At 54.7% G+C, this 15,542-nt stretch carries 13 protein-coding genes; all 13 read left to right on the plus strand.

From position 1 onward, the window contains the following. The first annotated feature begins 4 nt into the window (after positions 1 to 4). The 13 genes from leuD to purF all read left to right on the plus strand — a co-directional run bounded on the left by leuD (position 5) and on the right by purF (position 15,537). Entirely contained in the window at positions 5 to 652 is a 648-nt protein-coding gene (gene leuD / locus KFJ24_RS05350) for a 3-isopropylmalate dehydratase small subunit (RefSeq protein WP_250830034.1), read from the plus strand. A gap of 38 nt (positions 653 to 690) precedes the next feature. Next, on the plus strand, positions 691 to 1,764 hold the full coding sequence (leuB, locus tag KFJ24_RS05355) for a 3-isopropylmalate dehydrogenase (protein ID WP_250830035.1): 1,074 nt from the start codon (positions 691 to 693) through the stop codon (positions 1,762 to 1,764). A 132-nt stretch (positions 1,765 to 1,896) separates the two neighbouring features. Then, on the plus strand, positions 1,897 to 3,012 hold the full coding sequence (asd, locus tag KFJ24_RS05360) for an aspartate-semialdehyde dehydrogenase (protein ID WP_250830036.1): 1,116 nt from the start codon (positions 1,897 to 1,899) through the stop codon (positions 3,010 to 3,012). A gap of 313 nt (positions 3,013 to 3,325) precedes the next feature. Next, the gene (locus tag KFJ24_RS05365; protein ID WP_250830037.1) at positions 3,326 to 6,595 is read left to right on the plus strand and encodes a FimV/HubP family polar landmark protein; all 3,270 of its coding nucleotides are present in this window, start codon (positions 3,326 to 3,328) and stop codon (positions 6,593 to 6,595) included. Between the two features lie 105 nt (positions 6,596 to 6,700). Beyond that, entirely contained in the window at positions 6,701 to 7,609 is a 909-nt protein-coding gene (gene truA / locus KFJ24_RS05370) for a tRNA pseudouridine(38-40) synthase TruA (RefSeq protein WP_250830038.1), read from the plus strand. Further along, complete coding sequence (locus KFJ24_RS05375; RefSeq protein WP_250830039.1) at positions 7,606 to 8,235, plus strand: phosphoribosylanthranilate isomerase; 630 nt, start codon at positions 7,606 to 7,608, stop codon at positions 8,233 to 8,235. Before truA ends, KFJ24_RS05375 begins: the two co-directional genes overlap by 4 nt. After that, positions 8,228 to 9,436 carry a tryptophan synthase subunit beta gene (trpB, locus tag KFJ24_RS05380; protein ID WP_434968032.1) on the plus strand — a complete coding sequence of 403 codons (1,209 nt, stop codon included), beginning with the start codon at positions 8,228 to 8,230 and terminating at the stop codon, positions 9,434 to 9,436. The genes KFJ24_RS05375 and trpB overlap by 8 nt, the downstream gene beginning before the upstream one ends. Positions 9,437 to 9,455: 19 nt before the next feature. Next, positions 9,456 to 10,268: a tryptophan synthase subunit alpha gene (trpA, locus tag KFJ24_RS05385; protein ID WP_250830040.1), complete on the plus strand. Its 813-nt coding sequence runs from the start codon at positions 9,456 to 9,458 to the stop codon at positions 10,266 to 10,268. A gap of 44 nt (positions 10,269 to 10,312) precedes the next feature. Continuing rightward, complete coding sequence (accD, locus tag KFJ24_RS05390) at positions 10,313 to 11,239, plus strand: acetyl-CoA carboxylase, carboxyltransferase subunit beta (protein ID WP_250830041.1); 927 nt, start codon at positions 10,313 to 10,315, stop codon at positions 11,237 to 11,239. Next, positions 11,223 to 12,539, plus strand: a complete 1,317-nt coding sequence (locus tag KFJ24_RS05395; RefSeq protein ID WP_250830042.1) for a bifunctional folylpolyglutamate synthase/dihydrofolate synthase — start codon at positions 11,223 to 11,225, stop codon at positions 12,537 to 12,539. The genes accD and KFJ24_RS05395 overlap by 17 nt, the downstream gene beginning before the upstream one ends. 108 nt (positions 12,540 to 12,647) lie before the next feature. Then, on the plus strand, positions 12,648 to 13,313 hold the full coding sequence (locus KFJ24_RS05400; RefSeq protein ID WP_250830043.1) for an SPOR domain-containing protein: 666 nt from the start codon (positions 12,648 to 12,650) through the stop codon (positions 13,311 to 13,313). A 93-nt stretch (positions 13,314 to 13,406) separates the two neighbouring features. Continuing rightward, positions 13,407 to 13,976, plus strand: a complete 570-nt coding sequence (locus KFJ24_RS05405) for a CvpA family protein (RefSeq protein ID WP_250830044.1) — start codon at positions 13,407 to 13,409, stop codon at positions 13,974 to 13,976. Positions 13,977 to 14,010: 34 nt separating this feature from the next. Next, positions 14,011 to 15,537, plus strand: coding sequence for an amidophosphoribosyltransferase (gene purF, locus KFJ24_RS05410; RefSeq protein WP_250830045.1), 1,527 nt, complete (start codon positions 14,011 to 14,013; stop codon positions 15,535 to 15,537). The last annotated feature ends 5 nt before the right edge of the window (positions 15,538 to 15,542 follow it).

The raw sequence follows: 15,542 nt of genomic DNA on the forward strand, positions 1-15,542 counted from the left end.
GACCATGCGAGCATTAACGCAACACAAGGGGCTGGTAGCCCCCATGGACCGTTCCAATGTGGATACGGACATGATCATTCCCAAGCAATTCCTGAAATCGATCAAGCGCACCGGCTTTGGTCCGAACCTGTTTGATGAGCTGCGCTACCTCGATGAAGGTAAGCCGGATCAGGACTGCTCTCAGCGGCCAGTTAACCCTGATTTTGTCCTGAACCAGGATCGGTACAGGAATGCCAGTGTACTGCTGGCACGTGCAAACTTTGGCTGTGGGTCCAGCCGTGAACATGCGCCGTGGGCCCTGGAGGACTTCGGGTTTCGGGTGATTATTGCACCGAGTTTCGCTGATATTTTTTACAATAACTGCTTTAAGAATGGACTTTTACCTATTGTTCTTAAAGAAGAAATTGTTGATAAGCTGTTTAACGAAACCGAGTCGCAAGAAGGATATCAACTGTCCATTGATCTTGAGGCCAAAACGGTTACGACCCCGTCCGGAGAGTCCTTCGGTTTTGATGTGGACGACTTTCGCCGCCACTGCCTGCTGCATGGCCTGGACGATATCGGTGTAACCCTGGAGGACGCCGAGGTAATCATGGGGTACGAAGACAAGCGTCGCCAGACCGCACCCTGGTTGTTTGGCGCCGGAAACTGATTCTTACAAATTGAAGTGATCTGACACAGGAAGGGATTATGTCCAGAACCGTATTGATGTTGCCGGGTGACGGTATCGGGCCGGAAATTGTCGCTGAAGCCGAAAAGGTGCTGCACAAGGTTAACGACCAGTTCGGCCTTGAACTCAGTTTCGAAACCGCTCTGGTTGGCGGCGCTGCGCTTGACGCAACTGATAGCCCTTTGCCGGATGAGACCCTGGAAAAAGCGAGGAAGGCCGACGCCATAGTACTGGGGGCTGTTGGCGGACCCAAATGGGATGGCCTGCCGATGGCGCAGCGGCCTGAGAAGGGTCTGCTGGGCTTGCGCTCAAATCTGGAGCTGTTTGCGAACCTGCGGCCGGCAATCCTGTATCCACAGCTGGCGTCTGCCTCGTCCCTCAAGCCGGAAGTCGTCTCCGGTCTTGATATCATGATAGTTCGTGAGCTCACGGGTGGTATCTATTTTGGTCAGCCCCGAGGTGTTCGGGAGCTTGAGAACGGCGAGCGCCAGGGCTACAACACTTATGCCTACACAGAATCGGAAATTCGTCGGATCGGTCGCGTTGCGTTCGAAGCGGCGCAGCAGCGTGGCAAGAAACTCTGCTCTGTCGATAAGGCTAATGTGCTGGAAGTGACTGTTTTGTGGCGGGAAATCATGAACGACCTGTGCCGCGAATACCCGGATGTCGAGCTTAGCCACATGTACGTGGATAATGCCGCAATGCAGCTTGTACGGGCACCCAAACAGTTTGATGTGATTGTGACTGGCAACATGTTTGGTGATATTCTTTCGGACGAAGCGGCTATGCTGACGGGTTCGATCGGTATGTTGCCATCGGCATCGCTGAACTCTGAAAAGCAAGGCATGTACGAGCCTTGCCACGGTTCAGCACCCGATATCGCCGGTCAGGGCATTGCCAATCCGCTGGCTACGATTCTCAGTGCTGCAATGATGTTGCGTTACAGCCTGGGCGAAGAAAAGGCTGCTGAAGCCATCGAAGCGGCAGTCAGCGAAGTACTGGATCAGGGTTTGCGCACCGCTGACATCATGTCCGGGAACGGCCGTAAGGTCTCCACCCGGGAAATGGGAGACGCCGTGTTGGCGGCGTTGTAAGCTGTAGCTTCCGGTTCCAGTCGAATTTGAGACCCGACGGCAACAACATGCTGTTGCTGCGGGATCATCCATCCTGTCCCTGCCAGCGATAACCGTAGAGGGCGGGCATAAACAGAGGTTCAAGGGTCGCACATGAAGCGAGTTGGACTTGTAGGTTGGCGTGGCATGGTAGGCTCAGTCCTCATGCAGCGCATGCGTGAAGAAAACGATTTTGCCGATATTGATCCGGTGTTTTTCTCGACTTCCCAGACCGGGAAGCCGGCCCCCGATGTTGGCAAAGAAGGTGTACCTCCGCTGCAGGATGCCTTCGATATAGACACTCTGAAATCCATGGATGTAATTGTCACCTGTCAGGGTGGGGACTACACCACGGAAGTTTACCAGAAGCTGCGTGATGCAGGCTGGGAAGGCTATTGGATCGATGCAGCATCAACCCTGCGCATGGTTGATCATTCCGTCATTGTCCTGGATCCGGTTAACCGCAATGTCATTGATGCCGCGCTGGAAAAGGGCGTCAAAGACTATGTTGGCGGTAACTGCACGGTGAGCCTGATGATGCTGGCCCTTGGTGGTCTGCTGGAGCAGGATCTGATCGAGTGGGTTTCTCCCATGACGTATCAGGCGGCCTCCGGTTCCGGTGCCCAGAACATGCGGGAATTGCTGAACCAGATGGGTGAGCTTAACGGCAGTGTCAGAACTGAGTTGGAAGATCCGTCCTCAGCGATTCTCGAGATTGATCGCAAGGTTACAGAGACCATGCGTTCCGGGACTTTCCCGACCGAGCATTTTCAGGTGCCCCTCGCTGGCAGCCTCATTCCTTTTATCGACAAGCAGCTCGATAATGGTATGAGTAAGGAAGAGTGGAAGGCAGGCGTCGAGACCAACAAGATTCTTGGTCGCTCCGATAATCCGATTCCTATTGATGGAATCTGTGTCCGGATCGGTGCCATGCGCTCTCATAGCCAGGCCCTGACGATCAAGCTCAAGAAAGACATTCCGGTCTCGGAGATTGAATCCATTCTTGCGAAGGCGAACGACTGGGTAAAAGTTATCCCAAATGATCGTGACGCAACAATCGAAGAGCTGACTCCGGCGAAGGTCACTGGCACTCTTAGCGTGCCGATTGGCCGAATTCGGAAGCTGACCATGGGTCCGGAGTATATCTCCGCATTCACGGTTGGTGATCAGTTATTGTGGGGTGCGGCCGAGCCCCTTAGACGCATGCTGCGAGTCCTGCAGGAGCGTTAAGAAATGTTACACAGGGGTAATTAATGCCAACTGTGTCCGGTTTCAGGAAACCGGTTGGGGGCGAAGGCTGATTTCAGCCTTCGCCCCTGTTATTTTCAAGAGCGCTAGGGAGTTCCGCTCGATTGATAAAAAAATGGTGCAAGGAATGCAGCTGATTGATTGATAAAAGGGATGTTATCAACAATACTTGCCGAATTGAGCGTTGATAACACGACATAATAACTAGAATTATCCAGACGGAAGTCATCCAACCTCGTCCGATTCTGTTTGAAATAGAGCAGTAACGAATAACGGAGACTGGAAAGGAAAAAGCATGAAGGTACGCAAGCTTGCGGTTGCCCTGGCTCTGGCGGGAGGGCTCGGATCCGGCGTCGCACAAGCCCTCGGGCTTGGAGAAATTGAACTTCAGTCCTATCTGAATGAGCCCCTGGACGCGGAAATTGTTCTGCCTCAGAGCCGCGGTGTGGATCCTGGTGATGTATTCGTCAACATCGCTTCGGAAACCGCCTATGAGAGAGTCGGGCTCAGCCGCAACCAGTTTCTGAGTAAACTGCGGTTCCAGGTTATTACACAGAATGACGGTAGTCTGGCGGTAAACGTTTCCTCCAGGGAGCCGTTGCGTGAACCGTATCTGAACTTTCTGCTCGAGCTGACCTGGCCGAGTGGGCGTTTGATGCGCGAATACGCAGTTCTGGTTGACCCCCCTGTTTATGCTGAAGAGTCGGGTGTTGAGGAACGCGTCGCAGCGCCTTCAACAAGCTCGGCTGCAGCTGCCAGCCAGCCCACATCGACACGTAGCGCGGAATCTGTTCGCCGTCAGGCGCAGGCCGAGCAAACGCTTAGCCGGGGCTATCAGGCAGAAACCTTTGGGCCGACCGGGCCGAGCGATACATTGTGGACCATTGCTTCCCGTGTCCGACCGGACAGCAGCGTATCCATGCAGCAGGTGATGCTCGCCCTTCAGGACCTCAATCCGAATGCCTTCATCGGCGAAAATATTAATCGCCTCAAGCGCGGTGAAGTTTTGCGGGTACCTACTCTCGATCAGATTCAGAGTCGCACCCGTGCGGAAGCCACCCGAGTGGTCGGTGAGCAAAACCGTGATTTCCAGTCTCCCCAGCGAACCGTTGACGCTTCAGAGAGCACCCCGGAGCAGGCCGCTCCAGCTCCCGCTCAGGCTTCTGCGGGTGGTGACGAGCTGAAACTGCTGGTAGCGGAGAACGATAGCCGGGAAACCAGTGAAGGTGGTTCCGCTGGCGGTGATGGTCAGCTCCCGGGTGGTGTTGACGCAGGTTCTGCTGTAGCCATGGAGGAGCTTGAGAGTGCTCGTCGTGAGAATGATGAGCTGAACAACCGTGTTGACGACTTACAGGATCAGGTCGAAACCCTCCAGCGGCTGTTAGAACTAAAGAATACCCAGCTCTCCGATCTCCAGTCCGTGGCTGGCCAAGCCGGCAGTGATGAGGCTCCTGCGGAAAGCCAAGCGGGCACAGACGCCGCCGGCAATGAGCAAATTGCCATGACCGAAGAGGGTGCGGACACTTCTGCGCCTGGTGAGGCTGCGACAGAAGAAGCCGGTGAGCAAGCCGAGACGGTGCCTGCAGAAGGCTCTGAAAGCGAGTCAATGGGCACGGGTGAAGCGCCGGTAGCGGCAGATGATATGGTGGCCGCTGAGGGCGAAAGTGCCGGCGACACCGATATGGCCGGTGCTGAAGAACCCGAACCTGCAGACGCTGTCGAACCGGTCGCTCAGGAAGCTGAGCCCGCTGAAACTGCTGAAGCTGCGCCAACAGCGACTGAGGAGGAGGCTGCAGCCCAGTCTGAGCCGAAGCCTGTATCTCAGGCGCCTGCAGCCGAGAAGGCGTTCCCGGGTAACATCATTGATCTGATCACCAACAATCTGATGTATCAGATTGCACTTGGTGGCGGCTTGATTCTGTTGCTTCTGCTGCTCCTTCTACTGGCCCGCCGCAATGCAAATCGCGAAAAGGCGTTCTATGAGCAATTGAACAGTGAGTCGGATGACGACACAGACTCCTTTGATTTGAGTCTCGATGACGATGAATCCGAACAAATGGTTGCTGGCGACGCTGTCACCGAAGCCGATACTTACATTGCTTATGGCCGCCACGATCAGGCTGCCCAGTCTCTCGAAACTGCTATTTCACGTGAGCCCAGCCGCGTCGACCTCCGACTGAAACTGCTTGGCGTTTACGCGGACATCCAGGATCGTGAGTCCTTTGAAAAGCAGTTCGGTGAAATTGAAGCGCTGGATGACGAAGAAGCGCTTTCCTCGGCTTCCGAATTGCGTTCGAGGCTCGAAGAGGCCGAGTCGATGCCGAGCATTGACGATCTTGAGTCTGAACTTCGATCTGATTCGTTCGGAAGCACCCAGGAGGAAGGCGAAGCCAGGGTTCCGGTTGAATCCGAAGAAGATTATCAGCTTTCTGATGAATTGCTGGCTGATCAGTACGACTCCGAGCGGGAAGAAAAGGTTGAGAACGAGTTTGGTGATTTTGACTCGGATCTGGCCGACTTCGATTTGAGCGAGTTTGAAGGCGCCGAGACTTCTGCTGTGGCGGACGAAGAGTCGAAAGCCGATGAGAAGTCGGAAGGTGAAGGTAAAGAAGGCTTCATTGAGTATGATCTTTCCGGCACCTCCACGGATTCTGATAGTGAGGATTTGTCGACCGGTACAGATGATTTGGACCTTGATGAAAATGAAGAGCCTGCCGCCTTTGAGATGGAGTTGGAGGAGCCTGAGGATACTCAGGACCTGTCCGAAGACGTTGACCTGGAGTCCTCACTAGAAGACGAATCCGAACCTGCCGAAGCCGAAAAGGACAGTGCTGGCGATGACCTGAGTCTGGCGCTGGACGAGGATGAGCCGGGTGAAAAAACAACGCTGCGGTCTGACGAAAGCAGCGCAGAGAGTGAGGCTGATTCTCTGGACGAGTCTTTCCTTGATGAGCTCGATGCCGAGCTGGACAAGGTTGCCAATGAAGAAGAGGAACTTGGTGGCAAGGAAATGGAGGAGTCCTCTCTGGATGATCTTGAGCTGGACGTGTCCGATGAAGATTTGGCGTTGATGGAAGAGTTCTCCGACTCATCTGACTCCTCGGAGCAGGAAGAAGAAACTTCTTCCCTGGACGAGGAACTTGGGCTCGAGGACACCCTTGGTGAAGGTGATGTTCTTGGGGAGAGCGAATCTGCTGGCCCGGAAGAGGAAGTATCCGGTGCAGAAGAGCTGGAGGATCTGGGTTCCCCTGGAGATGTAGCTGAACAGGAGGAGTCCTCCGAAGCTTCCGATGATGGCGTTGACTTGCCTGTAGCCTCTGAGAAAGTAGGTGGTGAAGTACCGGAGTCAGAATCGCTTGATATCGATGAACGCGATCTCGGCGATGACGATGATTTCGACTTCCTGGCCGGAACCGACGAGGCGGCAACAAAGCTGGATCTTGCCAGAGCCTACGTTGAGATGGGGGACAGTGATGGCGCTCGCGATATTCTTGAGGAAGTAGCCCTTGAGGGTGATGAGGATCAGAAATCCGAAGCGCAGGATCTCCTTAAAAAACTGTCCTGATTGGTTATAATCGGGTCAACAAGACAGCAGGCGCCGGCCGCCGGGACTTCTCCCGGCAAAAGCCGGCGCTTTGTTTTTTATGAAATCACTCTTCCGGGTTAGCCCTTGTTTCTCGAATCTCAGCAACTCACTACTGACAACGCCATCGGCGCAGGACGCGTCGTAATTGCCTTCGAATATGATGGCTGCAAGTTTCACGGGTGGCAGTTCCAGAAGTCAGGCGTCAGATCTGTCCAGGGAGAGCTGGCCAGAGCGGCGGCAAAAGTAGCAAACCACCCAGTGGATCTTGTATGCGCCGGACGAACGGATGCCGGTGTCCACGCCAGTTATCAGATTGCCCACTTTGAAACGCCTTCAATCCGTAACCTTCGGTCCTGGGTAATGGGCATCAATACAGCATTGCCAGACGATATATCGGTTCACTGGGCTGGAAACGGGACAGGTGATTTCCACGCCCGGTTTTCGGCGGTTTATCGGCGCTACCGATATGTTATTTACAATGGTCCGGTACGGCCTGGCATCCAGCGTGGCCAGGTTAGCTGGACGTTCCGGCCGCTGGATGCGGATCGAATGCACCAGGCTGCCCAGGCTCTGGTTGGTGAACATGATTTTTCATCGTTCCGCGCAGCCGGCTGCCAATCCCGTAGCCCGATACGGTTTATGGAGCAAATCTCGGTAACCCGTCGTGGTGAATTCGTCGTAATAGATGTTCAGGCCAATGCGTTTCTCCACCACATGGTGCGGAACCTTGCAGGTGCACTCATGGCGGTTGGAACCGGACAGCAGTCTGTGGAATGGATTCGTGAGATACTTGATGCCAGGGACAGAACGGTTGGGGGGGTTACGGCACCGCCCTACGGCTTGTATCTGGTGGATGTTGGTTACCCGGAAGAATATGCTATTCCCGAGGCGGAGTGTGGCCCTGGGTTTTTGAGGCCCTGGTTTACACGCGATCAAAACAGGCCCATTTCCCCCACCCATATCCATCGCAAGCAATCGGTGCAACACTCATGAGTACGCGAGTTAAAATTTGTGGCCTTACCCGTGTAGAGGATGTTGAAGCAGCGGTTGACTCGGGTGCCGATGCGGTTGGTTTCGTGTTTTATGAGCCTAGCCCGCGGTCAGTGACGATCGAACAGGCTGAGGCATTGATTGAAAAGGTACCGGCGTTTGTTTCGGCTGTAGGGTTGTTTGTTAATCCACAGGAAAAAGATGTTTGTGAAGTGCTAAGTCGTGTGCCGTTGGATTTGTTGCAATTCCATGGCGATGAAACGGCCAGCTTCTGTGCTCAATTCAACCGGCGCTGGATCAAAGCGAAAAGGGTTCGTGAATCCGGCGACATTGAACGGGCATTTGACGCATATAAAGGTGCATCAGGACTACTGGTCGATGCGTGGGATCCTGATCGCTACGGAGGTACCGGGCAATCGTTTAACTGGGATCTGATCCCGGAGAATCGCCCTTTGCCGCTCATATTGGCCGGTGGATTGTCATCTGATAACGTATCCCGCGCCGTAGAGCAGGTGAGACCCTGGGCCGTCGACGTTAGTGGTGGTGTTGAGCGGGCCAAAGGCATAAAGGATATCGAGAAAATTTCCGACTTTATTAAAGAGGTTCACCGTGTCTGTAAAACTGACTGAAGAAATGCTTAGCGCACTGCCGGATGCAAGGGGGCACTTCGGGGCCTTTGGTGGACGGTTTGTCTCCGAGACGCTCATGGATTCCCTGATGACTCTTGAGCAGGAATACAACCGCCTTAAAAAGGATCCTGATTTCCAGGCGCGGTTCGACAAAGAGCTTGCGGACTATGTTGGCCGGCCAACGCCCCTGTATTTTGCCGAGCGCCTGACCCGCGAGACTGGTGGCGCGCAAATCTGGTTGAAGCGTGAAGATCTTTGCCATACCGGTGCTCATAAAGTAAACAACACCGTTGGTCAGGCATTGCTCGCCAGTTTTCTCGGGAAGACGCGGATTATTGCGGAGACGGGGGCTGGGCAGCACGGTGTTGCGACGGCTACCGTGTGTGCACGTCTCGGCCTGGAATGTCATGTATTCATGGGTGCAGAAGACGTCCAGCGGCAGTCACTGAACGTTTTCAGGATGAAGCTGCTCGGCGCTGAGGTTCATGCGGTTGAAGGTGGTACGCGCACCCTTAAGGACGCAATGAACGAGGCTATGCGCGACTGGGTCTCTCATGTTGACGACACCTTCTATATCATCGGAACGGTTGCCGGGCCACACCCTTATCCAATGCTGGTTCGTGACTTCCAGTCTGTTATTGGTCGCGAGACCCGCCGTCAGTGCCTGGAGAAAACCGGTAAGCTGCCTGATGCCCTTGTAGCGTGTGTAGGGGGCGGATCAAACGCCATTGGTATGTTTTATCCGTTCCTCGGGGACGAGTCAGTCGGTCTTTATGGTGTTGAAGCGGGTGGTCTGGGTATTGATACCGGGAAGCATGCGGCGCCTTTATGTGCCGGTCGCCCCGGTGTGCTTCATGGCAACCGCACCTACCTGATGGAAGATGAGAATGGTCAGATTGCCGGTACTCATTCCGTCAGCGCCGGCCTGGATTATCCTGGTGTGGGCCCGGAGCATAGCTGGTTGAAAGATATCGGTCGGGCAAACTACGTTTCTGTGACTGATGATGAAGCGATGGAAGGATTCCGTAAGCTGACCCGTGTTGAAGGCATCATGCCCGCTCTGGAAACCGCGCACGCGGTGGCCTATGCCATCAAACTCGCGGCTACCATGGATAAGGATCAAACCGTCGTGATAAACGTGTCCGGTCGGGGCGATAAAGATATAAATACCGTTGCCAAGCTAGAAGGCATTGTGGTCTGAAAATTAGACAGGAGCAGGCATGAGCCGAATTGAAGGGGTTCTCCAAACCCTTAAAGGACAGGGCCGAAAGGCACTTATTCCCTATATTACAGCCGGTGATCCCCATCCCGACCTGACGGTGGAGCTAATGCATACGCTGGTGCAGGCGGGTGCGGACATCATTGAGCTGGGTGTGCCTTTTTCCGATCCGATGGCGGACGGGCCGGTTATTCAGCTAGCTTGCGAGCGCGCGCTGGTGCATGGAACGTCGTTGCGGCAGGTCATCGGAATGGTTAAGGAATTCCGTAAGAAGGACGGCGATACCCCTGTGGTCCTGATGGGTTATCTTAACCCGATGGAGGCCATGGGCTACGAAGTCTTCGCTGATGCTGCTGCGGATGCCGGTGTGGATGGCATCCTGACGGTGGATTTGCCGCCAGAAGAGGCGGATGACGTGGCGCCGCTGTTCACTCAGCGTGAGCTGGACGCGATTTTCCTCTTGTCGCCAACCACAACGGATGATCGCATTCGAGCAATTAGCGAGCACTCTTCCGGTTATGTGTACTATGTTTCATTCAAGGGCGTGACAGGTGCTGCCAAAATAAATGTGGAAGAGGTAGCTTCCAAGGTTGCGCATATTCACGAGCTGACCGCACTTCCGGTCGGTGTCGGTTTTGGTATTCGTGACGCCGAAACAGCTGCTGCGGTTGGCCGGGTATCCGATGGTGTAATTGTTGGTAGTGTTCTGGTCGATACAATAGCTAGAAATCAGGCAGATATCGACCAGCTCAAGCGAGCGCTGACGGATCTGCTCCACCCGATGCGCGAAGCACTGGATAGTCTGGCCTCCTGATAGGGAGGTCGGTACGGACAGGCCTCAAAGGACAGGATGAGATCATGAGTAACTGGCTGGACAAGATCATGCCGAGCAAGATTCGCTCGGAATCCAAGCAGAGAACCGGTGTGCCGGAGGGGTTGTGGAAGAAATGCCCTAAATGCGGTGCGTTTCTCTACAAGCCGGAACTTGAGAAAAATCTGGAAGTTTGCCCCAAGTGCAACCACCACCTCCGGGTAACTGCGCGCCGTCGTCTTGATGTGTTCCTCGATCCCGATGGTCGTGAAGAGATTGCCTCAGAGCTGGAGCCCTGGGATCGCCTGAAGTTCAAAGACAGCAAGCGCTATAAGGATCGTCTGTCCCAGGCACAGAAATCGACCGGAGAAAAGGATGCCCTGATTGCAATGAGAGGTACGACCCTCGGTGTTCCTCTCGTTGCCTGTGCGTTCGAATTCAACTTCCTCGGTGGTTCGATGGGACAGGTAGTGGGCGAAAAATTTGTGCAGGCGGCGAACGTGGCGCTTGAACAGAGGATTCCCCTGGTATGCTTTTCTGCAAGTGGTGGTGCCCGGATGCAGGAGGCGATCCTGTCGCTGATGCAGATGTCCAAGACTGCGGCTGTGCTGGAGCGCATGAAGCAGCAAGGTATCCCGTATATTTCGGTGATGACAGACCCTGTCTTCGGTGGTGTTTCTGCCAGCCTGGCAATGCTGGGTGACCTCAATATTGCTGAACCAAACGCGTTGATCGGGTTTGCCGGTCCACGGGTTATCGAGCAGACCGTGCGCGAGAAGTTGCCTGAAGGTTTCCAGCGTAGTGAGTTTTTGCTTGATCATGGTGCTATTGACATGATCCTCCACCGTCACCAGATGCGCGAGCGTATTGCTCACGTGTTGGCGAAGTTTTCTGGTCAGGAACGTCCGGGAACGGAAGAGCCGATCGAATTTGAAGTTAGCGAAAAACCGGAAATCGATGTCCCCCCCGAATAAGCAGTCGGTCCAGCCCCTGTTACAACCGGGGGCTGGCGCCACTGTTGATCAGTGGCTTGCCTACCTTGAAGCGATTCATCCCACTGAAATTGATCTCGGTCTTGACCGGGTGCTTGTGGTTTTGCGGCGCCTTTTCCCGCGAAAGCCGGATGCGCGGATCATTACAGTCGCGGGAACCAATGGTAAGGGGAGTGCCGTCGCTGCAGTGGAGGCAATGCTGCATTCCGCGGGCCGTCGTACCGGGGCGTATACGTCACCGCACATTCAAAAATACAATGAGCGGGTACGGGTCAACGGCGTCGATATTGACGATGCCGCACTGGTATCGGCGTTTGAGCGGGTCCAGGCGGCACGTCAAAACGTTTCGCTGTCATATTTCGAGTTCGGAACCCTTGCCGCATTTGTTGCCTTCGATGAGGCAGGCGTTGACGACTGGGTTCTTGAGGTGGGACTCGGTGGCCGGCTCGACGCAGTCAATGTTTTGGATGCCGATCTGGTCATCATCACGTCGGTAGACATCGATCACGTGGCTTTTTTGGGTGACAACCGCGAAGTCATTGGTTTTGAGAAAGCTGGCGTTTTGCGACCCGGCATTCCGGCGGTGTATGCCGACGTCGATCCGCCTCGCTCCGTGTTGCAGCAGGTTGCGGCTCAAAAGGTTCCTCTGTCACTTGCGGGCCGTGAATACCAGCTGCGCGAGCCTGAAGCCTCTGGGGAAGCGGGGGCGACTGCTCTGATAAGTTACCAGGGCAGTGAGATTCGTGTTCCTGCCGGACCATTGCCGGTGCAAAGTGTAGCCGCTGCCGTTGTTGCCATTCGCTTGCTTCAGCCAGATCTTGGTATTGAGGTTATTGAGGAAGCCCTTGCTGATGTGAGGGTGCCCGGGCGTTTTGAAAAAATGGGGCGTAACCCGGACATTTTCGTCGATGTCGGACACAACCCCCATGCAGCAAGATGGCTTTCGAGTCGGCTTGCCTCGCTAAAGCGGGCAGGGCAGCGGGTTCATGCTGTCTATGCCGCGCTGGCCGACAAGGACGTGGAGGGCGTTTTCGAGGCTATGAGGTCGGTAGTGGATGTCTGGTGGCTCGCTGGTCTGACAGTAAATCGGGGCCTTTCTTCGGAATCGCTCCGGGCCAGGGCTGACGAGTCCGGGATCCATGTCTCTGAACACCGGCAAACGGTGACCGAAGCGATCAATAGTGCCCTGAGTGAGGCGGAAGAAACGGACCTGATCATCGTATTTGGTTCGTTTTACACTGTGGCGGAGGCTCGTGCCCGGCTGGGCGGAGATGTGTCTTAAACTTTGTCCATGGCGGGACCTCACGCTTTGAGTTCTGTCGGGTAGACAGTTAGTATCAGGTCCTTAGCCCTTGCGCAGTGGGTCATCAATAAACGGGAGCTGAAAAACGTGGATGGATTGAAGCAAAGAATAATCGGGGCGCTGGTACTGGTTTCCCTGGCAGTTATCTTTGTTCCCATGGTGTTTGATGAACCCCATTCCGAGCGCACCTCTACAACGATCAATATTCCGGAAGAACCGCCTTTTCCTGAGGTAACGGCACCCGACTCTGAGACGGTTGCCCCTCCGTCTTACCAGGAACCTGCTTCGGCAACGGGCAGCGGAGATTCTGACGAGCCTGCCAGTGAAGCGCCCGCCTACAAGATTGTTGAAGACGCCGAAAATCCTGAAGCAGGCGGAAATGTCAGTAACATGCCCACTGAGGAGCCGGCACCTGAATCTGAAAACGTTACCGACGCTCCTGAGCCTGCTGGAGACGCCAGTGTTGCAGAAGATAGCGCCGAGCCTGAATCCATAGAGTATACTCGGTCCCTGGAAGACGCATGGGTTGTTCAGCTTGGCAGCTTTGGAAACGCTGAAAATGCCCGGCGCCTGAGGGATCAAGTTCGCGAAAAGGGGTATGGCTCGCACTTGCAGGAAGTTGTTCGTGCCGATACCACGCTCACCCGCGTGTTCAGTGGTCCCTTTGCCAGTAAATCCGATGCGGAGTCAGCGAAACGCGTCCTTGATCAGGCCTTCAGTCTCAATAGTCTGGTCACAACCGGTGACAAATAACCGTCATTTCTGACTGTTTATGCGTTCCAGGCAGTTTGGTGGCGACCCGTTTCCTGATAGAATTCGCGCTTCCTTTTTTTCACCGGGTTCTCCATGGAAGAGCTGATCTGGATTGACTGGGTCGTCATCGCCCTGATTACAGTTTCCACGCTCATCAGCCTGAAGCGGGGCTTCGTCAAGGAAGCTTTGTCTCTGGTTACCTGGGTGGGCGCGTTTATACTTGCCCGAACCTTTCACCCCCAAATGCAGACTCTTCTTGAGAGTACGGTCGAGACACCGTTGGTCCGCCTGATCGCCGCTTTTGCGATACTCTTTTTCGGAACGCTGATCGTCGGCGCGATCATTAACAATATGATCGGTCACCTGGTTCGCGCGACTGGGCTGTCCGCAACCGATCGGGTCTTGGGTATGGGATTTGGGCTGTTGCGTGGTGTTGTCGTCGTGATCGTCGGCATTGCCTTTACCCGATATACACCGCTGGCGCAGGATACCTGGTGGCGGGAATCGATCATGATCAATCGACTGGCCGTCGTGGAGGATTGGTCACGGCGCACTTTGGGTGATGAATTTGCCCGTTTTCTGGGACCGGCTTCGGATGGCCAGGGCGCATCAGAAACTAGTCATGAGCAGGAAAGCGTGGAACCCGCGTCCGCGTCCCGCTAACATTCAGTTTTAACACTCGGAGATTACCGTATCCATGTGTGGCATCGTCGGCATCGTCAGTACTTCCAACGTGAATCAGTCGCTCTATGATGCGCTGACCGTTCTTCAGCACCGGGGCCAGGATGCGGCGGGCATTGTTACGTTTCAGGATGAACGATTTTATCTTCGCAAGGACAATGGACTGGTTCGCGATGTCTTTCATACCCGCCACATGCGCAGGCTCGTGGGCAATGTCGGTATCGGCCACGTTCGTTACCCGACGGCCGGCAGTTCCAGCTCCGCCGAAGCCCAGCCGTTTTACGTTAACAGCCCTTACGGGATTACCCTTGCCCATAATGGCAACCTGACCAATGCGGACGACCTGAGCAACGATTTGTTCCGTACGGATCTTCGTCATATCAACACCAACTCTGATTCCGAGGTGTTGCTGAACGTCTTTGCCCATGAGCTTCAAAAGCTTGGCAAGCTGAACCCCACCAAAGACGAAATTTTCTCTGCGGTCAGGGCGGTTCACAAGCGTTGCCGCGGTGCCTACGCTGTTATCGCCATGATTACCGGTTATGGCATCGTTGGTTTCCGCGATCCCAACGGAATCCGGCCGGCCTGTTATGGGGTACGTGAGGCCGAAGATGGCCGTAAGGAGTACATGATTGCGTCCGAAAGCGTCGCCCTCAGTGCCGCTGGGTTTACTCTGGTTCGTGATATTGCGCCGGGTGAGGCTGTGTATGTTGAAACCGATGGCACGCTATACACCGAGCAGTGCGCCGAGGAGCCTCACCTCTATCCCTGCATTTTCGAGCACGTGTATTTTGCCCGACCGGATTCCATTATTGATAAGGTGTCGGTGTACAAGGCTCGCCTGAGGATGGGCGAAACCCTCTCAGACAAGATCATTCGAGATTGTCCCGACCACGATATTGATGTGGTTATACCCATCCCTGACACCAGCCGCACGTCTGCCATGCAGATGGCCCATCGCCTTGGTGTGAAGTTCCGCGAAGGCTTCATCAAAAACCGCTACATCGGCCGGACCTTTATCATGCCAGGCCAAAAAATGCGGAAGAAGTCTGTTCGCCAGAAGCTCAATCCCATTGATCTGGAGTTTCGCGGCAAGAACGTCATGTTGGTTGATGATTCCATAGTGCGTGGAACCACCTGTAAGGAAATCGTGCAAATGGCCAGGGATGCTGGAGCCCGCAAGGTGTACTTTGCGTCGGCAGCGCCCCCGGTTCGTTATCCGAACGTATACGGCATCGATATGCCGTCTGCCAGCGAACTGATTGCCCATGAACGGACGGTGGACGAGATCCAGGAGTTGATCGGTGCTGACTGGCTCCTGTATCAGGATCTGGAAGACCTGATAACGTGCGTAAGCGATGTGAATGACGATATTGAAGGCTGGGAATGTTCCGTGTTCACCGGTGATTATGTAACCGGTGATGTGGATCAGGCCTATCTGGACCGTCTGGACGCAGCGCGCAATGACGACAAGCGTGCTACGCAGCAAGGCGGGGGTTCCGGGGATAACGGCATCATCGATCTGTATAATGACGAAGATTAACCGTT

Origin of the sequence: Marinobacter sediminum, from assembly GCF_023657445.1 — a bacterium.
In the GTDB taxonomy this organism is placed as follows: Bacteria; Pseudomonadota; Gammaproteobacteria; order Pseudomonadales; family Oleiphilaceae; genus Marinobacter; species Marinobacter sediminum_A.